Origin of the sequence: Kitasatospora sp. NPDC059803, from assembly GCF_042732255.1 — a bacterium.
Lineage (GTDB): Bacteria > Actinomycetota > Actinomycetes > Streptomycetales > Streptomycetaceae > Kitasatospora.
The window spans coordinates 8,712-28,786 of sequence record NZ_JBHWIJ010000054.1; the positions used below are offsets into that span (position 1 = coordinate 8,712).

The window sequence follows — 20,075 nt, forward strand, 5'->3', positions numbered from 1 at the left end:
CCCGCCGCCCCCGCGCCGGCCCGCCCCGGCGACCGCCCCCGCGCGCCCCGCGTTCCGGGCCGCCGCCCCCCCCGGGCCCCCCGGGGCCGGCGCGGCCCGGGCGGCGAGCCGCAGGTCCTCCGGTTCGATCGTGTCGAGCCTCGTCCGGACGTGGTCGAGCAGCGCGGCGCAGGAGTCGTCGATCGCGGCCTCGCCCAGGGGGCGCGCCGGGAGGTCCAGCCCGTCCGTCAGCCGCTGCTCCAGGGCGGCCCGCAGGTCCGGCACGGAGATGTCGCGGATCGTGAGGGACAGGTGAGCGGAGAGGCCGGCGGCGCCGACCGCGCGGTGCGCGAAGCCGCGCGGGACGTAGAGCACGCTGCCGGGTTCGAGGACGCTGTGCAGGAGCCGCGGGGAGTGCTCGTCGTCGGGGAGTTCTCCCGGCGACCAGTCCGCCGCGGTCGGCGCGTCGTGGACGTACCAGGTCTTGCGTCCGGCCGCCTGGAGGACGAACACGTCGGCGTCGTCGCGGTGCACCGCGAGGCCCTGGCCGCCGGCGGGCGTGACGAAGAAGAACGCCTCCACGCGCCGGTCGAGTTCTTCGGACAGCCGCGCCACGAGCTCGCCCGTCGGGCGGTGCCACTGGTCGACGCAGCGCAGCAGCAGCGTCGCCCCGACGCCCAGGAGTGCGAGGACCTTCGCGCGGTCGGCGAAGCCGTGGTACGTGATGCCGTTGACCGTGCGTGACGTGGTGTAGGCCTCGGGCGGGACGGTCACCTTGGTGGAGCGGACCATCTCCAGGTAGGGGGTGCGCAGCAGCCCGGTGTCGAAGGCGGCGTCCAACGCGTCCAGGTCGAACGGCGAGGCGAGTTTCTCCGGCGTGAAGACGGCGGGCTTGCGCTGCCACTGGTGGCCGGTGAAGCTGCGGACGTCGCCGACCCAGTCGGCCAGCGTGGGCGATTCCATGGTGTGTCCCGTGGTGTCAGGGTGTTCGGGGCTCGCGGGTCAGGCCCTGGCCGCGGCGTCGAACCGTACGGAGAGTAGGGAGCGCAGGGGGACGTGCGTCTCCTGCTGCGGGCCGCGGATGGCGAGCCGGTGGTCGAAGGCGACGTTCAGCAGGCGTTCGGCCAGGGGTACGACCAGGTGCTTGGCCCAGCAGCGGGCTCCGTCGAAGCCGAACGGCATGAACCCGGGCGTCTTCTCCGGGTCCGCCACCCCGGCCCACCGTTCGGGCCGGAACTCCAGCGGGTCGGACCAGTGCTCCGGGTGGCGGTGCATCAGGAGCGGGAAGAGCGCGACGCGGTCCTCGGGGCGGATCTCGGGGTGCAGTCCGGTGTAGGCGTGGCCGTCGTTGCGGAACAGCATCCACGCGGGCGGGAGCAGCCGCAGGGTCTCCCACAGGACCTCGGTGAGGTCGGCGCGGGCGCCCTCCCGCTCCCGGTCCGGCCCCATGAGCCACAGGGCGTTGCCGGCCAGTGCGGCCACCCCGTCGCAGAGGGTGGCCGTCGACCGCCGGTACAGCGCGATGGCCTGCCTTCGCTCCCGGGTGTCGGAGGCGTCGCGGATCTGCCCGGCCAGCGCGGTGCTCCTGCCCTCGGCGGCGGATCCCGGCCAGACGGTGACGGCGCGGTCGACGATCCGGGAGAGCCGGTCGGAGCGGGTGACGCCGCGTTTCGACAGGAGGGAGACCGGCAGCGGGTCGGACGCGAAGAGCCATCGGCGCAGGTAGGAGGTGGCCGCGTAGGGCCAGGCGCCGGACAGCCCGCGTGCCGGGGGCGGCGGGGTCCTGATGCCCGCCATGACGTCCTGACCCAGCGCGCGGATCGTCCTGGTCGCGCTGTCGTGGTGGATGTCCGCTCCCGCGGCGGGCTTGTAGACCGAGCGCTCCGCCGACCGCACGGGGCGCGCCGCGACGATTTCGGCCATCAGCTCGCTGTCGGAGACGCCGACCGTGCGGGCGTCGATCCGGAATACCTTTTCTTCCCTGGTCAGCAGGTCCTGGATCTTCGGGGCGTAAACAATGGAATGGCTGCGCCCGGCTGTCGGCGCCATTTCTTCCATGAGAATCCCGCCTCCAATGAAATGGCGATGGAATGGATTCCCCCGGCGGGCGGAGAACTCCGGGCAGGCGGGAGGACTCCGGGCAGGTGAAAGGGTGGGGCGCTCTGCAGCGCCGGCGGGGGCCGCGACCCGGCCGTGGCTCGGCCACGGCCCCCGTTGGTGACAATGCGTCAGATGACGTGCGCGATCCACGAGTGGTCGGCGAGGTCCTCGTCACGCTTGAACTTCTTCACGATAGCCTTGATCATCTTCATGGGTACTCTCCATTCCCGGGATGGCAGGCACGGTGGAGCAAGGATGCCCGCGGCTTGGCGGAAATTCGGTATTCCGATCGGAACCCCGAACCGACTTTCATCTAACTCCGGACCTTAACCGAAAGCTAGGGCTCCTGACACTCTTTTGACAAAGGATGACCTCCTCGCCGGTCCGGATTGTGCGGTGCATTAGATGGCCGATCGTTATAACTTCCCGAGGCGTGCGGTGGGGGACCATATCGGTATGGAGCTGAGGATTGAGGCCACCGACCTGCCGGGGCGTGAGTGTGCCGCCGCGCCGGGCTTCCCGGGCTACCGGGACCTGTACGTCGCCGTCCAACGCCGGGGCCGCCCGGCCGAGTTGCTCGACCTGTTCCCGGGGGACGCGCCGCGCGCCCGCTGGTCGCTGGAGTGCGAGGCGCAGCCGGCGCCGGGTGGCGCGGACCTCCCCGGCACAGTGGACCTCGCCGGCGGAGTGGACCTCACCGGCCGGTACGTGCAGGGCGGCCCCGGCGCCCGGTTCGTCTACCTGAACTGGGTGACCGGGAACGGTGACGGCTGGGCGCTGTTCCGCCGGGCCAAGCTGCTGCTGGCGGCGGTCGACCGGGAGGTCGTCGAGGCGGCGGTGGAGCGCGGCGTCCTGGTGGCCCGGCTGCGGCTGACGGATGCCAAGGGCCGTCCGCTGTGCGCCGCCGTCCGCCCGCCCGTGGTGACCTGGTCGGCGGAGGGCTGAGTGCGAGGGGGGCCGAACGCGCGAGGAGGGCCCCGCCGCACGCGGGGCCCTCCTCGATGTTCGGTATGCGCAGGTCAGTTGTACGTCGTGGTGACGCTCACGCCGCCGAAGCCCTGCTGGGCGTAGAGGCTGAAGTACACCCAGCCGGACGGCGGGTTGGTGATGGTGAGGGTCTCGCCGTTGCCGGCGTTGGTGGACTTGGCCAGGTTCGACCCGGTGGTGGCCCACGCACCGCCGTTGTAGTAGAGGTCGGCGTTGCCGGTGCCGCCGCTGGTGGTGATGGTCAGCTGCTTCACGCCGGCGGGCAGGTTGAGGAAGTTGTAGCTGTAGTTGCCGGTGGTGGCGGCGACGCCGTCGCGGCGGCAGTTCTTGTCGTACTGCCGGGTGTCGCCGGCGGTGCAGAGCGGGGCCTGGTTGGTGGGCAGGCTGCCGCAGTTGTCGGCGCCGCAGGCCTTGAGCCAGGTGGCGAAGTCGGCGTCGTAGCGGGTGCCGATGGTGGTCTTGAGCAGGGTGCGGGCGCCGTTCCAGTCGCCGACGCGGTACTTGGCGAGGAGCGCGTCGACGTCCTGCGGGTGCGACTGGAGCATGTAGCGCACGGCCAGGTAGCCCCAGTTGTAGACCTTGGTGGAGTCGGAGTTGTCGTAGGTGTTGTCGAAGAGGGTGCTCAGCGCGTAGGTGCCCTTGCCGGCCTGGGCGACGGCGGCGTCGTAGTGGACGCCCCGGTAGCTGTACGAGATGTACTCGGCGAGGCCCTCGACCCACCAGACGGTCGGGGTGGTCATGCCGGCGTTGAAGTCGCCGTAGAAGTCGTAGCGGCCGTCGAGGTAGTGGGTGTACTCGTGGTTGAGGTTCCAGATCTGGAAGGCGGGGCGCAGCCAGTCGGCCTCGTGCGCGATGAAGCGGGCCTGGTTGCCGGCCTTGGCCGGGTCGCCCTCCTCGTACATGCCGCCGTTGTCGACGGCGATGTCGTACATCTTCCAGGCGTAGAGGCTGTAGTCGTAGTAGTCGTCGAAGACGACGACCTCAAGGCTGGTGTTGTTGTCGTTGGCGACCGGGCCGTTGTCCTTGACCACCTGGTGGAAGAACTGGTCCTCGTTGATCAGGCTGGTGCAGGTGTCGGCGAGCTGCTGCGCGGTCATGTCCTGGGCGCGGATGCGCAGGTTGGCGTTGCAGGTGTGGTCGACGGTGAGCACGAGCGGGACGAGCCGGGCGGCCAGGTCGCAGGTGCCGTAGTAGGCGCAGTTGCCGGTGTCCTTCTTCTCCGCGAACCAGACCAGGTTCATGGTGAGCGGGGCGGTGGCGCCGACCAGCGGGTACCGGTTGACCAGGTCCTTGACGATCGGCCGGCCCTGGGCCCTGGTGGCGTCGTTGGCGACCAGGTTGCCGATCTGGATGCCGATCGAGGTGACCAGGTCGGAGCCGTTCAGCTGGGAGCTGTTGCGGGTGACGAAGGACGCCATGGTGGTGGCGAAGGAGGGGTCGGCCTGGAGGGCGGCGGTGAAGGCGGGGAGGTCGAAGCCGCGCTCGATGACGGTCTTGGTGTTGGCGACGGCGGTGGCCATCGAGCCGGTCCAGGCGCCGGTGTAGTCGGCGAGCAGGCGCTTGACGACGCCGGTGTAGCGGGCGTTCTCCTGGGCGCTGTCGATCAGGGTGACGGCCTCGGCGAGGGTCGCGCCGTTGGCCTCGGTGACGTCCTTGCTGTGCGGGGCGGCGAAGAGGTCGTCGAGGGCGCCGCGGATGGCGGTCTGCAGGGTGGCGCCGTACGGGCCGACCACGTCCGGGTTGTACCACTGCACGTAGTAGCCGGCGCGCAGGAACAGGACCAGCTGGCCGGCGGAGGTGGAGTCGTCGCCGGGGTAGGTGGCGGAGACGTCCCGCAGGGCGTTGGCGACGGTGGCCATCTGGGCCTCGTTGAACGCGGCCTTGGCGTCGTTGCCGGTCAGGGTGAACAGCGTGTTGACGCAGTCGAGGCCGGCGGCCTTGACCCGCTGGACGAGCGCGGCCCCGGTGTTGCTGGTGAAGGCGGAGACGTCGCAGGCGGGGGCGGCCGCGAGCTGCTTGGCGGCCTTGTCGGCCTTGGCGGCCTTGGTGTCGACGCCGGCCCCGGTGGTGCTGGCCGCCGTCGGGGCGGTCGCCTTGGCCTGCTCGTCGGCGGCCAGCGGGCGGGCGTCCTTCGGGGTGTCGGGGGACTTGGGCACGGGCACGGAGTGCGGTGCGGCCGCCTTGCCGGTGGGGGTGGTCGAGGCGTGGGCCGCAGGGGCGTCGGCGGCGTGGGCCTGGGGTGCGAAGAGACCGAGTGCGAGGAAGAAGGCGACGCCGAGCGCAGGGAGTCTGCGCGCGCCGGCCTTCGCTATCCGGGAGGGACGCATCTGTGGGGGCCTCCGGGGCCGTTGAGGGTTGCCGTGTGGTTGGGGGCACACGGTTCCTGATGTGTGACATGTAAAATGTCACACCTGTTGCGGCCGGGGGAAGGCTTGGGAACGGATTCGCGTCGGGCGAGATCGAACCGTTGTCAGGTCGGCGCGCCGCGTCAGGCCGGCGCACCCCGTCAGGTCGGCCCGACGGCGGATCAACCCGCCGTCAGACCACGGCAGTCCGCGCCAACGGCGTCAACGCCGCGAACTCCAGCGGCGCCGACGGATCCACCGACAGCTCCGCCGGAGCCGGCTCGGCGCCGGAGCGGACCAGCAGATCGCCGATCGCCGCCACCATCGCCCCGTTGTCCGTACAGAGCCTCAGCGGCGGCACCCGCAGCGCGATCCCGGCCGCCGCGCAGCGCTCCTCGGCCAGCGACCGCACCCGGGAGTTGGCCGCGACCCCGCCGACCACCACCAGGGTGCCGATCCCGTGATCGGTGCAGGCCCGCACCGCCTTGCGGGTCAGCACGTCGGCGATCGCCTCCTGCAACCCGGCCGCCGCGTCCGGGACGTACGGGTCCGAGCCGCCCGAGCGCCGCGCCTCCACCCAGCGGGCGGCGGCCGTCTTGAGCCCGGAGAACGAGAACGCGTACGGGTCGTCCCGCGGTCCGGTCAGCGGCCGCGGCAGGCGGACGGCCGTCGGGTCGCCGTCCCGGGCCGCCCGGTCGATCGCCGGCCCGCCGGGGTAGGGGAGGCCGAGGATCCGGGCGACCTTGTCGAAGCACTCGCCGGCCGCGTCGTCCAGGGTGTCGCCGAGGTGGACGATCGGATCGCGGGCGAGGTCGCGCACCAGCAGCAGCGAGGTGTGCCCGCCCGAGACGATCAGCACCACGCAGGGGTTCGGCAGCGGCCCGCCGTCCAGCGTCGCGGCGGCGACGTGCCCGGCCAGGTGGTGCACCCCGTACAGCGGGACGCCGAGCGAGAACGCGTAGCCCTTGGCCGCGGCCACCCCGACCTGGAGCGCCCCGGCCAGCCCCGGACCGGTCGTCACCGCGACGGCGCCGATGTCGGCGAGCGTCAGCCCGGCCCGCGCCAGCGCCTCGCCGACCACCGGCGCCATCGCGTGGACGTGCGCCCGGGCGGCGATCTCCGGCACCACCCCGCCGAAGCGGGCGTGCTCGTCCATCGACGACGCCACCGCCTGCCCGAGCAGTACGCCGTCCCGGACCAGACCCGCGCCGGTCTCGTCGCAGGAGGACTCGATCCCCAGCACCACCGGTGACCCTGTCACAGCCACTCACCCTCATCACTCATTACATGCACTCGCGACCATTGTGCCCGACGAGACGTGAGGAATAAGCAGGAGCCCATGCTTCGTTCCTGCAACTCATACGCAATAGTGTTGTCCCGGCACGATCATCACTGTTCATCGAAAGGGGCTGTGTCCCAGCATGGGCACCTACTCGCTTCCCGACCTGCCGTACGACTACTCCGCGCTTGAGCGGGCGATGTCCCCCGAGATCCTCGAACTGCACCACTCCAAGCACCACGCCGCCTACGTCAAGGGTGCGAACGACACCCTGGACCAGCTGGCCGAGGCGCGCGACAAGGAGCAGTTCGGCGGCCTGGTCGGCCTGCAGAAGACCTTCGCCTTCCACCTGTCCGGCCACGTGCTGCACTCGCTGTTCTGGCAGAACCTCTCCCCGGAGGGCGGCGACCGCCCCGAGGGCGAGCTGGCCGACGCCATCACCGAGCACTTCGGCAGCTTTGAGGCCTTCCGCAAGCAGCTCACCACCGCCACCACCGGCGTGCAGGGCTCCGGCTGGGGCATCCTCTCCTGGGAGCCCCTCGGCAAGCGCCTGATCGTCGAGCAGGTCTACGACCACCACGGCAACGTCGGCCAGGGCACCACCCCGCTGCTCGCCTTCGACGCCTGGGAGCACGCGTACTACCTGCAGTACCGCAACGTGCGCCCCGATTACGTCGAGAAGCTCTGGGACGTCGTCAACTGGCAGGACGTCTCGTCCCGCTTCGCGGCCGCCAAGACCGTCTGACGCGCACTAGGTGAACGGCCCCGGACCGGTCGGGCGGTCCGGGGCCTTCCTTGTGTCAGGAGAGCTGCAACAACGCCTTCCGGTGCCGCCAGGCGAGCCGCAGGAGCGCTGCGCCGGCGGGCTGCATCGGCTCCGCATCGGTGAGGCGATCCACCTGCTCGGCCGTGAACGGGATGCCGGCCGAGCGTCCGGTGGCGTCCTCCAGGCCAACGCGGTGGCCTTCGTCGTTGGTCGAGACGATGCGCCGGAACGTGTCGTCGAACAGCTCGGCGTCGAACACGGCCACGGTCAGCATGTCGGTGACGAACGTCAGCGGATCCATCCCGAGGCCCAGCCAGAACACCCGCAGGCGGCCGTCCGCGCGCGCCGCGGTGAGCGACTTGTCCAGCGGCCAGGCGGCGTAGTCGATCGGCGCCCTGTCGCTCCCGTAGTCCTCGGTGCTGCCGAGCAACTCCTCGCTCAGCTCCCGCAGGATCGCCCGCCAGAGGTCGAAGTCGTTCCCCTCGTTCCATGGCGCGTCGTGCGAGGCCTGGAACATCCCGACCGGCATCACCTGGAAGAGACCCCCGCCGCTGGCGACCTTCTCGGGATCACGCCAGTGCAGCACGAACTCCGCTTCGCCGGTGCTGCGATCGTGCCGGATGGTCAGCGTGCTGATGGCCGCCATGACCGGCCGGCGCGTGAGATCGGTCGGATCGCCGATGGCGGCCCGGAAGGGCGTGGCGGCCGAGCTCGCCAGGACCGCCGCCGCGTACTCGTGCGCGACGGCCTCACAGATGTTGATCACGTCGAAGTACCGGCCACGGCCGAAGGCCAGCGTCGGATCGCCCGCAGACATCCCGACATCAAGCAGGCGGTAGCAGCTTCGATCCTCGAACAGCCTGGGCTTGGCGAGATCCCGCACCGCGTCGGCGTAGCGACGGTAGGTCGTGCCGCCCCTCTGACGCGGGCGGATGCGGTCGAGCTCCGGCTCGCCGCCGTCCAGCTCGGCCTCCGGCGCGTCCGGCTGCCAGCGCAGTCGGACACGCTCCAGCGGCACCGGCTGCTCCGGAATCCAGTGCCGCCGAGCCAGCAACGGAGTCCCCGGGACCAGCCGTTCGGGCTCGCTCTCGGCAAGGAGCCGATTGGTCAACTCGAAGCGGTGGTCGTTGAGGAAGCTCCGCACCCATCGCCAGTGCTCCCGACTGTCGGACGGGCCCGGTCGGTCGTCTGCCACGATTCACCCTAACGCCGCGGCTCGCTCGTCGAGTTCCCCGGCACCGGCCACGTCGCGGAGACGGTAGAGGCGGGCCCGCAGGTCGCGGACGGCGTCCTGGACCTTGACCGAGCGGATGCCGTCCGCGCAGTCGAGGAAGTCGTTCCAGGACGCGAGGGCGCCGTCGACGTCGTCCTGCCGGAGACGGACGGTGCCGAGGTCGGCGAGGACGATCGCCCGGGTGCGGCGGCGGTCGAGTCCGTGGATGTCGAGCGCGTGGTGGAGGTGTTCCTGCGCGCTGGTGCAGTCGCCGAGTCGGGCGAGGACCATGCCGGACTCGTGAGCCCACCGGCCGATGCTGTAGTGCGAGGCCCACGACTCGCCGGGCGCGCCGGTGGCCCGTTCGATCGCGCTCTGGGACGCGGCGAGCGAGCTGGTCGCGGTGCGCCGGTCGCCGTCGAGCGCTGCGGCGTTGGCCAGGGTGGCCTGGTAGTAGGCGAGCGCTCGGGAGTCATCGAGGTGTTTGGCCTGGTCGACGCACTCTTCCGCTATCCGCACGGCGGTGGGCCTGAAACCCAGGTCGATGGCCTGAACGGCCAGACCGCGCAGGGCGGTGGCGGCCAACTCGGCGTCGCCGGCTTCGGAAGCGAGCCGGAAGGAATGCGCGTAGTACTGCTGGGCGGCGTCCTGGTTCCCCTCGTCCTGGGCCATCCACCCGGCCAGGTGAACGAGTTGGGAGGTCGCCGCGAACAGCTCCCGGCCGACGGCTTCACTCCACGTCCCGTCCAGCCAGGGCGCGACGTCGTCGTGCAGGTAGCGGACGGCGAGATGGCGGGCATGGCCGCCACCGAGCTCGGCGGCCGCGTCGCCCAGCGACTTCGTCATCCGGCGGATCGCTGCGACCTCGCCCCGGCCGACCTTCACATTCGCATCAGTCTTCAGCCGCGTCCGCCGCAGGATGGCGTCTGGATCAGGCAGGCCCAACGCCGCAAGCGCGTACGCACTGGAGGCGGCCACGAATCCCCGGCGATCCACCACGCCCCTCCGGCTCAGCTCGACACCCGATCCAAGGTAACGCCAATTCCGCTCTCCACGTGACCAGTTGTCGGGCTGTTGACCACCTGGAACATCCGATCGGATTCAGGCAAGCAGCCCCGGACTGGCGATCCGGGGCCGTGCCGAATGCGATGGGCGATCCATTCCCCTACGGCAGGGGCCACGCATTCGTCGGGTCGTCCAGCCAGGCCTGATGGCCGCCGGGGCCGATGGTGAGGCCGAGGCGGCTCGGACCGGGGCGGTCATTGTCCAGCCACCAGCGGTGGGCGGCCTCGACTTCGTCCCACAGGCGGCGCGGGCCGTGCTGCCAGACCGTGTACCGCTCGGTGTTCTCGGTGCCGTCCCAGTCGACGGCGGCCCAGGAGCCGCCGTCGGTCGTGGCCACCCAGAGGCGCGTCTCGACGTCGTCGAGATCGGGATCGTGGTGCCAGGCGTACCAGAGGTCGCCGAGGCGGTGCCCGAGGGCGAACTGGGTCTCGAACTCCGAGTCGGCGACGGCCCAGGGGTCGAGCGTGGTCGTGGACTCGTCCGGTACGTGCTCGTCCATGACGACGTCCCGGAAGAGGCGGAGGTCGCGGCGCTGGGTGCGCATCAGCATGAAGGCGCTGTCGGCGGTGTAGCGGCCGGTGGCAGTTCCGTCGCCGCCCACGGTGAGGCGGAGCAGGCCGCCGTGGCTCCAGTCGTCGCACCAGGGGGTGAGGACGACGCCGCCGGGCTTGGTCTGTTCGATCCAGGCGTACGGAACCCGTCTCACCGAACAGGTGGCCACCACGCGGTCGAACGGCGCTTCGCCGCTCCAGCCGAGGCTTCCGTCGCCGCAGACGACGGCGGGTGCGTAGCCGTTGGCCTTGAGGTTGGACCGGGCGAGTTCGGCCACGGTGGGGTCGATGTCGATCGTGGTCACGTTGGTGTCGCCCAGCCGGTGGGAGAGGAGCGCGGCGTTGAACCCGGTGCCCGCGCCGATCTCCAGGACCCGCATTCCCGGTGCGACGCCCAGGAGTTCGAGCATCTGGAAGACGATCGACGGAGCGGAGGCCGAGGAGGACGGTGAGGCGTCGGCCAGATCCTCCGGCTCCTGCCCGTCGTTGATCTGCGTCACCACGGGTTCGTCCGCGTACGCGGCGGCGAACCAGCGATCGGGCTCGTGCCCGCGATCGCAGGGCACGAGAACATCGTCGTCGCCGCTCAGCCAGACGCGGTCGGGGAGGAAACGGTGGCGCGGCGTCGCTTCGGCGGCCTCGCGCCAGTGGGGGGCCAGATCGCGGCCGAGGTGCCGGGAGACGGCTTGGAGCAGGCCGCGCACGCCGGCCCGCTCCAAGCCCTGCTGGTGAGTTGTCACTTGCTCTTGTCGCCGTCCTTGCCGTGCTTGCCGCCGGCCTTTCGCGACTGGTGATCCTGATTCTGCGGGGCCGTGTTGAAGTCCTTGTCGCCCGCGTGCTTGCCCTGCCCGCCGTCGTTGCCCCCGCTGCCGCCACCGGAGCTTCCGTCCTTGCCGGTTCCCCATCCCATGGGTGCCTCCTGCCTGTCCTGTTCGCGATGATTGTCGTGTGGAGCGCTTGCCCAGGTGCACGGACGTGACAGTGACCAACTGACGTACCCCGGGCCGATAGGCTCCTTGATGAGAGCGGGGCCGCCGTCGCAGGGAGCGAGACCTGCCGACGGGTCACCGACCGCTCTCGGTCGGGGACGCCTACGACGGTAGGGTCCCGGAGTCGGAACCTGAAGTGACCGCGAGTACAGGTACGTTGGCACGAACTCCCGAAGTGGGGGGCTCTCATGCAGTCAAGCCCGCATCAGTCTCTGACTGTCAGTCAGGGTAGGTCTCGGCGCCCACGCGTGGGCATCATCTCCGGGTACGTCTTTCGGGTGATACGAGAACAGTGCGGGGCCACCCAGGGCGAGTTCGCCGAGCGGTCGGCCGTGTCGACCGACACGATCGCCGGATGGGAGAGCGGTCGGCGCCCGCTCACGGCAGTACCTGTCGGGCAGATGTTCACCTACCGCCATCGGCTGATGCAGATGGGCACAGCGCCCGCACTCCTCCAGACACTGGAGCGATCCTTCGAGGCGGACATCCTGCTCGCCGGCATCGTTGAGGAGAAGTCGCCGGCTGCCGGGAGCCCCCTCGGGGCGATGGTGATACGGCGCGAGCTCGTGGAGATTCTCATGTGGCCGCTCAGCGGTGCAGCGCCGCAGACTGTTCGCGACCTCCCGACCCCGCCGCGTCCACGCAAGGGCCCAGCGCCGGCCGGACCGGAACTCCTCGCCCCCGACCGCACCCGGTTCTACACGCATCTGCGGCGCGCGGCCGAGGAAGCGCGTGGAACGGACCAGTTCCTCGCCCGCCGCCAAGCGCTGTACCTGGCCGGATACGACGAACAGGGTGACACGCGGGAGTGGCTCGCCCACCAGCAGCGATCCGAGCGGCCGAACGACTGGCTGAGCCACTGGCTCAACTCCCGTTCCGTCGCCATGGTCTCCGCCCGCCACGGTGACCGGGATCGGATGAGCCACTTCATCGAAACGGCCCTCGCCGATGAGGCGGGCGCGATGGCGAACCTCAACTACTGGGCGTACTGGGTCGGCGAGGCCCCGTACCTCGAACTCTCCGACGACTTCATCGCTGCCCGGTCGCCGGGTCCGTGGTCCGGAGACAAGCTCCTCGCGCACCTCGTTCAGGGGCTCGGCCCGCAGTGCGGGTACGCCGAGTTGAACATCCACAGTGTGTGGTCACTGCTCCAGGTCCGGCCGGATCTGCTGCGCTCCGGAACTGCGGCCCGCGCCCTGCGCGAACGGCTCCCGGTGCTGTTGGATGGTCGGGAGCTGTCGCGGCGTGGGCGACGCGAACTCGACAGCATCCGCTACGCGATCCGCCTTGTCGAGGCGTGAGAGGGGCCAGACAGTGACAGACGACCTGACGCCGGTGGCGAGGTTCCTGTTCGAAGCCGGGACGCTCAAGCAGACCAAGCGCACGGGCTGGTGGATGGCCGGCGTCCGCGATCCCGAGTCGGTCGCCGAACACTCCTGGCGAACCGCGCTGATCGCTTCGATCATTGCCAAGCTCGAAGGCGCGGACCCGGCGCAGGCCGCCTTCCTCGCGGTCTGGCACGACTCCCAGGAGACGCGCACCGGGGACGTCAACCATCTGGGGAAGAAGTACGCGCCCGGCGCCGACCCGGCGGCGGTGACGGCCGACCAGGTCGGCGGAATGCCGGAGATCCTCGCCTCGACCATCCGGGATCTCGTCGCGGAGTACGAAGCGAAGGACTCTCCGGAGGCGGTCTGCGCGAGGGACGCCGACAAGCTGGAGTGCCTGATCCAGGGCGTCGAGTACAAGGCTCAGGGCTATGCGAACGCTCAGCGCTGGATCGACAACAGCCGTGGCCGTCTCATCACGAAGACCGCCAACGCACTTGCCGACGCCGTCCTGGCAACCGACTCCCTCGACTGGCTCCGTGCCGCACTCGGTGAGAGGCCGAGCTGACGCGGGTCGCGGATCGCGCCTTGAAAGCGGCACCTGGCCGGTGTCGGTCTCAAAGCGGCAGTTCGATGTGATGGTGGACGACGCCGCGCACGAGATCATCCGGGGCCTGGGCTTCACCCCTCGCATCACGTTCGAGAAGCGGTGCCGCAACTACGGCTTCCAGCGCGACGGAAGGCACCTGCTCGCCACGCTCGTTCGCGTTCCCGAGTTGGACGACGCCACGTTCATCGAGGTCGAGACGACGGCCGCCACAGAGGCCGACCTCACGCCGGCCCTCGCCCTGGTGCGTGTGGTGTTGGCCGAACTGGGCATCAAAGACGCCGACTTGACCACCGAGCTGTACACCGACGCGGTCGCGGCGGCGCGACCTGCTTGACTGATAGACCTCATTTCGCATTCACCGGCGTGCCCCCTGGGGCCACAGCACCTCAACCGGCACGCCGCGCTGGCGGGCGTGGGCGACCACGTCCGCCGTCCCGCCGTGGCCGCGGGCCGGCAGGCCGTCCCAGACGGCGAGGAGCTTGTCGACCTGGGCTACCAGGACCTCGCTCCCCGCCATGTGGGCGGCTTCGTCGGACTCCACCCGGCCTGTTCGGTGAACGGCGTCGGCACTGCTCAACAGCCGGTCGTAGACGGGGTGATGCCAGTCCGGCAGCCCGTCCCGGTACTGATCCGCCGGAATGACGACCTCCAGCCGCGCCCCCCGTTCGAGCGCGAACTCCGCGATCCACGCGTCCGGCCCGTCCGCGATGCAGGACACGATCGTGAGCCCAGTCGGGTCCTCGCCCGCGAGAGCGTCTTCGAGCAGCCGTCGAACCTGCTCCTCCACCCCGGCCGCCAGCCCCCGGTGCCCCGTGATTCCGATCCGCAGACCGCTCCGGTCGGCCTTCACGGCGTAGTGCCCTTGCCGGAGGTCTCATCCAGGAACGTCACCTCGAACGATTCGAGGTGCTGCGCGCGTTCGGCCAGGAATCGGCGGACGTGAGGTTGCCGTTCGTGCTCCTCGAAGGCCGTACGGTCCGCGTACAACTCATAGAAGACCCGGACGTGTGGCTCGCCCGGCACGGTGTGAATGACGTAGAGGAGTGTGCCGGGTTCCTTGGCGCGGATTTCTTCGAGGGCCGCAGCTGCCAGCTGGTCGAAGGCGCGGGCTGCTGTGGCGTCGTGGGCGATGAAGCGGACGACCAGACCGAATCCCACGGGTCACGCGGCCTTCTGGCCGGCGACCTCGCGGGTGCGCTGGTGGAGCTGGCGGACCGCACGGTTGGTGGCTCGTGCCGGGAGGCCCTTGCCCAGAGCCTGGAAGTGCTCGTCGCCACGGACGGAGCTGATCGTGACGTAGTCGTCCAGGAACGCGTTCCAGGTGGCGCAGGCGGCCTCGACGTGCCCGAGTTCCATCTGGCGGCGGGCCAGCAGGCCGTTGCCGTGTACGCGGCCCTGTTTCTCGTTGGCGGGGCGGGCTCGGTTGGAGAGTTGAAGTTCCTTGATCGCCCCTGGGAGGTCGCCGAGTTCGTACAGCACGTGCGAGACGTGGAAGTGGTAGGCGGCCTGGTCGTAGCCGCCGACGGAGTCGTTGCGGCCCTCGGCCTGGGTCAGCGCGGTTTCGGTCTCGGCGAGGCGCGCGAATGCCTGCCGCTGGTCCTTCACCATGGCGGCGCCGTGCGCCTGTTGGCCGGCGAGGAAGGCCCGCAGTCGCGGGCCGGAGGCCGGAGCCGCTTCGGCGGCCGAGTCGGCCAGTTCCAGCGCCTTCGGGCCGTATCCGAGATTGGACGCCTGGAGCGCCATGCCCCGTAGGGTGCGGCAGTACGTCACGTGGTCCTGGGCCTCGCGTGCGAGCTTGAGGGCCTGGACGTAGTACTTCTGGCCGAGACCGTGGGCAGTCTCGTACATCGCCATCCACCCGGTGAGGTAGGTGAGATCGGCGGCGGCCGACAGCAGGCCGGCCTTCACTTCCGTGGTGCCGGATGCCTGGAGCCAGGGGCCGACCGAGTTGACCAGGAAGGCCGCCGCCATCGGGCGGGCGTGGGCGGCGCCGAGCTCGTCGAGGATATCGGCGATCCGGTCCGTCATCCTCCGAACGGTCTCGACCTCGCCCTGGCCGACCCGCACGGTACGGCCTGCCGCGGCATGGTTCATCCGGTCAGCGGTGTCGTCGAAGACCGGCAGTGTCAGGGCGAGCGAGTAGAGCCCGGAGGCGAGTACACCACGGCGTGAGGGATCCATGTCGGCTTTGCCGATCGACATCAGATCGGACAGGACCCCCTGGCTGCCCGCCTGCTCGGCGCCGCGCCCGAAGCCCGTCTCCTCGGGTGTCACCGGTCGTCCGAGCCGACGTGAGAACGTCTCGCGGACAATCTCCTGTACGTCTGCCCGGGGCTGAGTGCCCGAGAGCCAGTGCGAGATCGCCGACTTGTCATAGGTCAGCTGGTGCCCCGCCTCGCCTCCGACGCGATTCACGGCTCGGGCGAGCTGGCCGTTGCCCCACCCCGCCTGCTGCATGAGTGTCGCGAGCGCGGTGTTGGGTGTGCGCGGTCGGTGGGTCATCGCGATCCCGTCCTCTGTTCAACCGGTTCAACGCCTGGACCAGCTTCGCCTGTTCTCCCATCTTGTGTACCCGCGTTGACTTGGCGTCAGCCATTTGGACGGTGGGTGTGGACCCGAACGATCCGGCATGGCTGAAGAATTGTCGCTATGTGACCGAATGGATTCCCAGTGATCGTCAGTCCGCTCAACACCGCTCGATTCCCTGTTCCGCTGGAGTGGGGTGAGCCGCCCGGGGCCGAAGCGGTGCCGGCGGCGCGGCGGTTGGTGGGGGCGATTGTGCGGGAGTGGGGTGTGCCGCTGTCGGCGGACGGGCTTCAGGAGGTGGAGCTGTGCGCCAGCGAGGTGATCGCCAATGCGCTCGTGCACACCAAGGAGCGCTGTGCCGTTACCGTCCGGTGGTGTGTCGGGCGGGTGCGGGTGGAGGTCGCCGATCGGTGCCCGGAACTCCCGAAGCGCGAGCGTGACGCCGGATCGACCAGCGGGCGTGGCCTCCTGCTCGTCGAAGCGCTGGCGCACACGTGGGGCTGGCGCCCGGCGGGGGTGGGCAAGGTGGTCTGGTTCGAGTACCTGGAAGTCGCCGAAGTGCCGTGTCCCACGCATGGATGGGGCACGGTACTGGACCTTCACGCTCTGCGCGAGGTGGCGTAGTGGCGACCGTCGGGCGCCTCACGACTGTGACGGATTGTTGACTGACGGTAAGGAATTGGCTTGTGTGTCGGTGTCTCGGCTGCTGCCGAGACTGAGCCAGGACACGTTGGCTGGAACTTGGTCACGGTTGTTGGAACCGGAGTGCCCAGCGCTGGAATCGCTCTTGGGGCTACTACTCCAGCTGTAGTTCGTGAGGCGTGTGTGACTGAAGGCGTGAAATGGGTTGATCATTCCCAGCCGTGCTCGGCGTAGGTCCGGTTGTCCCACTCCGGGTGCTCTGTGGTGTAGGTGCCCCAGCCCATGCGCTGGTAGTACAACGTCATCGCGTCGAAGTAGCTCGCGGCCTCAACGGTCCACACGAGCCGGGCACCTTCGGACAAGAGCGCACGAGCCCCGTCTCCGCGCGGTCCGGCCAGGCAGAACATCTTTCCCTCCTCGCCTTCGTCCCACAGCTCGTGAAGCATTGGCTCAGGATAGGTCCCAAGCGGCGCGGTGTGACTACAACGGCTGAACCGCTGTCGTCCCCGCCGCTCCAGTTGTCCTGCGTACGCGCTCGCTCGGTTCCAAGCCCCTCAGCGGAGCGGCCACGGACGCCGCGAGCCCGGGTAGTTCGGAACTGGTTCCAACATGAATGGCAATCCACCGCAGGTTGCAAGAAGGATGGCCAGATGGTTCCAACAAACGTGTCCCACCGGGTCGAAACGGCCAGGTCATCACACCGCGTTAGTTCCACCTATCGTGTCCCGGCTCAGAGACACCGACGTCAGGCCCTGTGCTGGCAGTTGTGCCCGACTGGCTCAGAGGGTGTCGGTGGTGGTCAGGCCACTGAGTAATGCGTCGGGGTGGGGTGAGCCGCCCGAGCATCCTCGGTAACTGATTTTGATTGGTTGTCAGGTGATGCCGGTGGATCGAGTGGCGGCCCTGGGGCGGTGCCCGCGTGGGTACGTCAAATGTGGTGGCGGCCCGGTGCCGGGGGTGGTCATTCTGGGCGGATGGGTGATCGTGCGAATTTTGTCGTTGTCCGCGAGAGCGGTGAGTACGAGCTGTACCTGTCGCGGTTCGGGGCGATAGGAATCGACCTCGACCTCCTGGCCGGGCCGGCGGAGGCGCTCTCGATGGTCCGGCACCTGAGAGCGGTCGACTGGTGGCTGGACGATGTGCACTGCCAGGGTGCGGCGCTGATCGACCTCGGTCGGAAGGTGCTGATGCTGTTCGCCTGGGAAGGGCCGAGCGCCGAGATGCGCCACAGGGCAGCCACTCTGGAACTGTTGCGGGAGGCATGGGTGGGGTGGGACGTCCGGTGGATGTACGACGGCCCTGCCGAGCTGCGGACGTACCTGGGGCTGGACCCCGAACACGTCCGTGCTCGTGGGCGCGGGCATGCGGTGGGGCCGCTGCTCGAACCGGGCGACGAGGAGCTGGCTGACCCCGAGCCGATGGTTGCGGTGGTGACGGTCGGGGCGGTCGGGACGGAGCACTGCTACGTGCTGGCGAACGTCAACGACCATCCGGTCCGGGAGGGGGCTGCGCTGCTCGACCGACTGGCGGGCGGCCCCGAGCACGGGGTCTGCGAGGCGTCGGCCGATGCCGGCATCCACGTCGATCCGCTGCGTCGGCGGGTGGGCTGGTGGGTGCTCGGGGCGTCGGCAGAGGCGTACGAGATGCCGCAGCGATGGCCCGGTTGGACGGTGGAGTTCTGGCAGGACCGCTGGGAGGAGCACGTACTGGCGGCGCCCGGACGCTTCTCGCCGCCGCCGGTCGACCGGGCGAGGGCGCTGGCGGACGTACGGGCTGCAGCGGCCGAACGCCGTCGAGAGGCATGAACCCGCCCGGCGCCTGCCGGGTCGGCCTGGCCGACCCCACCCCGCGAACCGTGCCGGCAGGCACTGACGTGCATACTTGCCGGACGATCAGTAGGACGTAGAGGTGATGACGCGGTGAAACTGGCTGAAGCGCTCGCGCAGCGCGCGGCTGCGGTGCGGCGGGTGGAGCAGTTGCGGGCGCGCGTCGTCGGCAGTGCCCGCTACCAGGAGGGCGAGGAGCCGGCTGAGAGCGCGGTGGAGGTCCTGGCTCAGGCCGGTGAGGTGCTGGACGAGCTGGAGCGGCTGATCCGTCAGATCAACCGGACCAACTCCACCGCGCTCATCGAGGGCGGCGGCACGCTGACCGATGCCCTCGCCCGCCGGGACGTCCTGCGGCTGCGCCACTCGGTGATCACCGCGGCCGCCGACGCCGCCTCCGGGCGCGACCAGCGCGGAGCCGTACGGCAGTTGCGGTCCGAACTCAGGATCCTCGCCGCCCTGCCGGTCGCCGAGCTCCGCGCCCAGGCGGACGCCCTGGCGAAGGAGATCCGAGAGGTGGACACCCTGATCCAGCGCACCAACTGGGAGATCGACCTGATCGAGGACTGACCCCACCAGCTGGGTGTGGGAAGCAGGTAGTCGCCACGGAGGCGTGCACACACCGCGGGCCGGCGGTTTATCCGGCCCTTGGCGCGTGAAGAGCAACGCAGGGGGTTCGATTCCTCATCAAACAATGCAGCTCAGCATCGCGTACAGGTGACAGAGCACACCGTACAGCTCACCACCACGTGCAGATCCGGGCGACGAGGGCGGGAACGGGGCGCCCCACACCCGGTGCGAGGGCCGTGCACATCAGCACGGCCCTCGCATCTGTTCCTCCCCAGGGCCACCCGAGAAGCGTCTCCCGTCAGGGGGTGCCGAAGAAGGCGTCCAGGATCTGCTGCGCGGCCAGCCCCGCCGGCATGGTGCCGGCGCGGACCTGGGCCTCCAACTCGACCGCGAGCCGCCGCACTTCGGGGTGCTCGTGCAGCCGCGCGTAGAGCTGGTCGTGGACCATCGTCCAGGTCCATTCGACCTGCTGTTCCCGCCGCTTCGCGGCCAGCGCGCCGGTGGCGTCGAGGACCTTGCGGTGTTGCTGGAGCCGCTCCCACAGCACGTCGAGTCCGGCGCCGTCGCGGCCGCTGCAGGTCAGCACCGGGGGCGTCCACGCCGCGTCGGGGGCCTGCAACAGCCGTAGGGCGCCGGCGAGTTCGCGGGCGGCGGCGCGGGCGTCGGGTTCGTGCGGGCCGTCGGCCTTGTTGACGGCGATGACGTCGGCCAGCTCCAGGACGCCCTTCTTGATGCCCTGCAACTGGTCGCCGGTGCGGGCGAGGCTGAGCAGCAGGAAGGTGTCGACCATCCCGGCGACGGCGGTCTCGGACTGGCCGACTCCCACCGTCTCGATCAGGACCACGTCGTAGCCGGCGGCCTCCATCACCACCATGGACTCCCGGGTGGCCTTGGCGACGCCGCCCAGTGTCCCGGAGGTGGGCGAGGGGCGGACGAAGGCGTGCGGGTCGACGGCGAGGCGTTCCATCCGGGTCTTGTCGCCGAGGATGGAGCCGCCGGTGCGGCTGGACGTGGGGTCGACGGCGAGTACGGCGACCCGGTGGCCGAGCCCCGTGAGCATGGTGCCGAAGGAGTCGATGAAGGTCGACTTGCCGACACCGGGCACGCCGGTGATGCCCACCCGGACCGCGCCGCCCGCGTGCGGCAGCAGCCGTTGGAGCAACTGCTGCGCGAGCGCGCGGTGGTCGGGCCGGGTGGACTCGACGAGGGTGACGGCGCGCGCGATCCAGGCGCGCGAGCCGTCGAGGACACCCGTCACATAGCTGTCGAGGTCGATCGTCCGCGGAGGCATACGATCAAAAT

General features: G+C 70.1%; 21 protein-coding genes. 8 read left to right on the top strand and 13 right to left on the bottom strand.

All coding sequences use genetic code 11. The features are described from left to right. A partial coding sequence (locus ACFV6I_RS12060) for a JmjC domain-containing protein (protein ID WP_380424832.1) occupies positions 1-942 on the bottom strand: 942 nt, incomplete at its 3' end. Between the two features lie 39 nt (positions 943-981). Further along, on the bottom strand, positions 982-2,028 hold the full coding sequence (locus ACFV6I_RS12065; RefSeq protein WP_380424834.1) for a cytochrome P450: 1,047 nt from the start codon (positions 2,026-2,028) through the stop codon (positions 982-984). A 507-nt stretch (positions 2,029-2,535) separates the two neighbouring features. On the opposite strand from ACFV6I_RS12065, the gene ACFV6I_RS12070 reads away from it, so the two are divergent. After that, positions 2,536-3,024, top strand: coding sequence for a DUF5990 family protein (locus tag ACFV6I_RS12070; protein ID WP_380424836.1), 489 nt, complete (start codon positions 2,536-2,538; stop codon positions 3,022-3,024). Positions 3,025-3,098: 74 nt separating this feature from the next. Here the strand turns inward: ACFV6I_RS12070 and ACFV6I_RS12075 are convergent, their stop codons facing one another. Further along, positions 3,099-5,393, bottom strand: coding sequence for a M9 family metallopeptidase (locus tag ACFV6I_RS12075; RefSeq protein WP_380424838.1), 2,295 nt, complete (start codon positions 5,391-5,393; stop codon positions 3,099-3,101). 211 nt (positions 5,394-5,604) lie between these two features. Further along, positions 5,605-6,657 (bottom strand): tRNA (adenosine(37)-N6)-threonylcarbamoyltransferase complex transferase subunit TsaD, encoded by a 1,053-nt coding sequence (gene tsaD, locus ACFV6I_RS12080; protein WP_380344412.1) that lies wholly within the window; start codon positions 6,655-6,657, stop codon positions 5,605-5,607. A gap of 175 nt (positions 6,658-6,832) precedes the next feature. Between tsaD and ACFV6I_RS12085 the strand changes: the two genes are divergently transcribed. Next, positions 6,833-7,435 (top strand): superoxide dismutase, encoded by a 603-nt coding sequence (locus ACFV6I_RS12085; protein WP_380344361.1) that lies wholly within the window; start codon positions 6,833-6,835, stop codon positions 7,433-7,435. Positions 7,436-7,490: 55 nt separating this feature from the next. Here ACFV6I_RS12085 and ACFV6I_RS12090 read toward each other — a convergent pair whose 3' ends face one another. From ACFV6I_RS12090 to ACFV6I_RS12105, 4 genes are all read right to left on the bottom strand, one after another. After that, positions 7,491-8,600, bottom strand: coding sequence for an XRE family transcriptional regulator (locus tag ACFV6I_RS12090; RefSeq protein ID WP_380424841.1), 1,110 nt, complete (start codon positions 8,598-8,600; stop codon positions 7,491-7,493). 54 nt (positions 8,601-8,654) lie between these two features. Next, the gene (locus ACFV6I_RS12095; RefSeq protein ID WP_380424843.1) at positions 8,655-9,515 is read right to left on the bottom strand and encodes a tetratricopeptide repeat protein; all 861 of its coding nucleotides are present in this window, start codon (positions 9,513-9,515) and stop codon (positions 8,655-8,657) included. A 319-nt stretch (positions 9,516-9,834) separates the two neighbouring features. Then, the gene (locus ACFV6I_RS12100; protein ID WP_380424845.1) at positions 9,835-11,025 is read right to left on the bottom strand and encodes a methyltransferase domain-containing protein; all 1,191 of its coding nucleotides are present in this window, start codon (positions 11,023-11,025) and stop codon (positions 9,835-9,837) included. Then, the gene (locus ACFV6I_RS12105; protein ID WP_363376938.1) at positions 11,022-11,195 is read right to left on the bottom strand and encodes a hypothetical protein; all 174 of its coding nucleotides are present in this window, start codon (positions 11,193-11,195) and stop codon (positions 11,022-11,024) included. The genes ACFV6I_RS12100 and ACFV6I_RS12105 overlap by 4 nt, the downstream gene beginning before the upstream one ends. 267 nt (positions 11,196-11,462) lie before the next feature. Between ACFV6I_RS12105 and ACFV6I_RS12110 the strand changes: the two genes are divergently transcribed. The 3 genes from ACFV6I_RS12110 (at position 11,463) to ACFV6I_RS12120 (ending at position 13,546) form a co-directional block, all read left to right on the top strand. Next, the gene (locus tag ACFV6I_RS12110) at positions 11,463-12,575 is read left to right on the top strand and encodes a transcriptional regulator (protein WP_380424848.1); all 1,113 of its coding nucleotides are present in this window, start codon (positions 11,463-11,465) and stop codon (positions 12,573-12,575) included. Positions 12,576-12,588: 13 nt separating this feature from the next. Further along, the gene (locus ACFV6I_RS12115; RefSeq protein WP_380424850.1) at positions 12,589-13,170 is read left to right on the top strand and encodes an HD family hydrolase; all 582 of its coding nucleotides are present in this window, start codon (positions 12,589-12,591) and stop codon (positions 13,168-13,170) included. 70 nt (positions 13,171-13,240) lie between these two features. Beyond that, complete coding sequence (locus tag ACFV6I_RS12120; RefSeq protein ID WP_380424853.1) at positions 13,241-13,546, top strand: hypothetical protein; 306 nt, start codon at positions 13,241-13,243, stop codon at positions 13,544-13,546. Between the two features lie 21 nt (positions 13,547-13,567). On the opposite strand, the gene ACFV6I_RS12125 is transcribed toward ACFV6I_RS12120, so the two are convergent. The 3 genes from ACFV6I_RS12125 to ACFV6I_RS12135 are packed head-to-tail and all read right to left on the bottom strand — an operon-like array spanning position 13,568 to position 15,714. Next, positions 13,568-14,041 carry a hypothetical protein gene (locus ACFV6I_RS12125; protein WP_380424879.1) on the bottom strand — a complete coding sequence of 158 codons (474 nt, stop codon included), beginning with the start codon at positions 14,039-14,041 and terminating at the stop codon, positions 13,568-13,570. Between the two features lie 17 nt (positions 14,042-14,058). After that, the gene (locus ACFV6I_RS12130) at positions 14,059-14,370 is read right to left on the bottom strand and encodes a putative quinol monooxygenase (RefSeq protein WP_380424855.1); all 312 of its coding nucleotides are present in this window, start codon (positions 14,368-14,370) and stop codon (positions 14,059-14,061) included. A 3-nt stretch (positions 14,371-14,373) separates the two neighbouring features. Next, on the bottom strand, positions 14,374-15,714 hold the full coding sequence (locus tag ACFV6I_RS12135; RefSeq protein WP_380424858.1) for a hypothetical protein: 1,341 nt from the start codon (positions 15,712-15,714) through the stop codon (positions 14,374-14,376). Positions 15,715-15,882: 168 nt separating this feature from the next. On the opposite strand from ACFV6I_RS12135, the gene ACFV6I_RS12140 reads away from it, so the two are divergent. Next, positions 15,883-16,362 (top strand): ATP-binding protein, encoded by a 480-nt coding sequence (locus tag ACFV6I_RS12140; RefSeq protein WP_380424860.1) that lies wholly within the window; start codon positions 15,883-15,885, stop codon positions 16,360-16,362. 227 nt (positions 16,363-16,589) lie between these two features. Here ACFV6I_RS12140 and ACFV6I_RS12145 read toward each other — a convergent pair whose 3' ends face one another. Then, entirely contained in the window at positions 16,590-16,721 is a 132-nt protein-coding gene (locus tag ACFV6I_RS12145) for a hypothetical protein (RefSeq protein WP_363376953.1), read from the bottom strand. A 633-nt stretch (positions 16,722-17,354) separates the two neighbouring features. Here ACFV6I_RS12145 and ACFV6I_RS12150 point away from each other — a divergent pair. Both ACFV6I_RS12150 and ACFV6I_RS12155 read left to right on the top strand, forming a co-directional pair. After that, a complete protein-coding gene (locus ACFV6I_RS12150) occupies positions 17,355-18,185 on the top strand; it encodes a hypothetical protein (protein WP_380424863.1) in 831 nt (276 codons plus the stop codon). Positions 18,186-18,299: 114 nt separating this feature from the next. Then, a complete protein-coding gene (locus tag ACFV6I_RS12155; RefSeq protein WP_380424865.1) occupies positions 18,300-18,773 on the top strand; it encodes a DIP1984 family protein in 474 nt (157 codons plus the stop codon). Positions 18,774-19,071: 298 nt separating this feature from the next. Here ACFV6I_RS12155 and meaB read toward each other — a convergent pair whose 3' ends face one another. Next, entirely contained in the window at positions 19,072-20,064 is a 993-nt protein-coding gene (gene meaB, locus ACFV6I_RS12160) for a methylmalonyl Co-A mutase-associated GTPase MeaB (protein ID WP_380424867.1), read from the bottom strand. Positions 20,065-20,075 lie beyond the last annotated feature (11 nt).

What these genes read in the sequence shown, in the direction of transcription:
- ACFV6I_RS12075 (WP_380424838.1), bottom strand. Translation starts at nt 5,393, where the DNA reads ATGCGTCCCTCCCGGATAGCGAAGGCCGGCGCGCGCAGACTCCCTGCG.
- ACFV6I_RS12070 (WP_380424836.1), top strand. Translation starts at nt 2,536, where the DNA reads ATGGAGCTGAGGATTGAGGCCACCGACCTGCCGGGGCGTGAGTGTGCC.
- ACFV6I_RS12065 (WP_380424834.1), bottom strand. Translation starts at nt 2,028, where the DNA reads ATGGCGCCGACAGCCGGGCGCAGCCATTCCATTGTTTACGCCCCGAAG.
- ACFV6I_RS12120 (WP_380424853.1), top strand. Translation starts at nt 13,241, where the DNA reads ATGGTGGACGACGCCGCGCACGAGATCATCCGGGGCCTGGGCTTCACC.
- ACFV6I_RS12105 (WP_363376938.1), bottom strand. Translation starts at nt 11,195, where the DNA reads ATGGGATGGGGAACCGGCAAGGACGGAAGCTCCGGTGGCGGCAGCGGG.
- ACFV6I_RS12135 (WP_380424858.1), bottom strand. Translation starts at nt 15,714, where the DNA reads ATGACCCACCGACCGCGCACACCCAACACCGCGCTCGCGACACTCATG.
- meaB (WP_380424867.1), bottom strand. Translation starts at nt 20,064, where the DNA reads ATGCCTCCGCGGACGATCGACCTCGACAGCTATGTGACGGGTGTCCTC.
- ACFV6I_RS12150 (WP_380424863.1), top strand. Translation starts at nt 17,355, where the DNA reads ATGGGTGATCGTGCGAATTTTGTCGTTGTCCGCGAGAGCGGTGAGTAC.
- ACFV6I_RS12110 (WP_380424848.1), top strand. Translation starts at nt 11,463, where the DNA reads ATGCAGTCAAGCCCGCATCAGTCTCTGACTGTCAGTCAGGGTAGGTCT.
- ACFV6I_RS12095 (WP_380424843.1), bottom strand. Translation starts at nt 9,515, where the DNA reads ATGACGAAGTCGCTGGGCGACGCGGCCGCCGAGCTCGGTGGCGGCCAT.
- ACFV6I_RS12085 (WP_380344361.1), top strand. Translation starts at nt 6,833, where the DNA reads ATGGGCACCTACTCGCTTCCCGACCTGCCGTACGACTACTCCGCGCTT.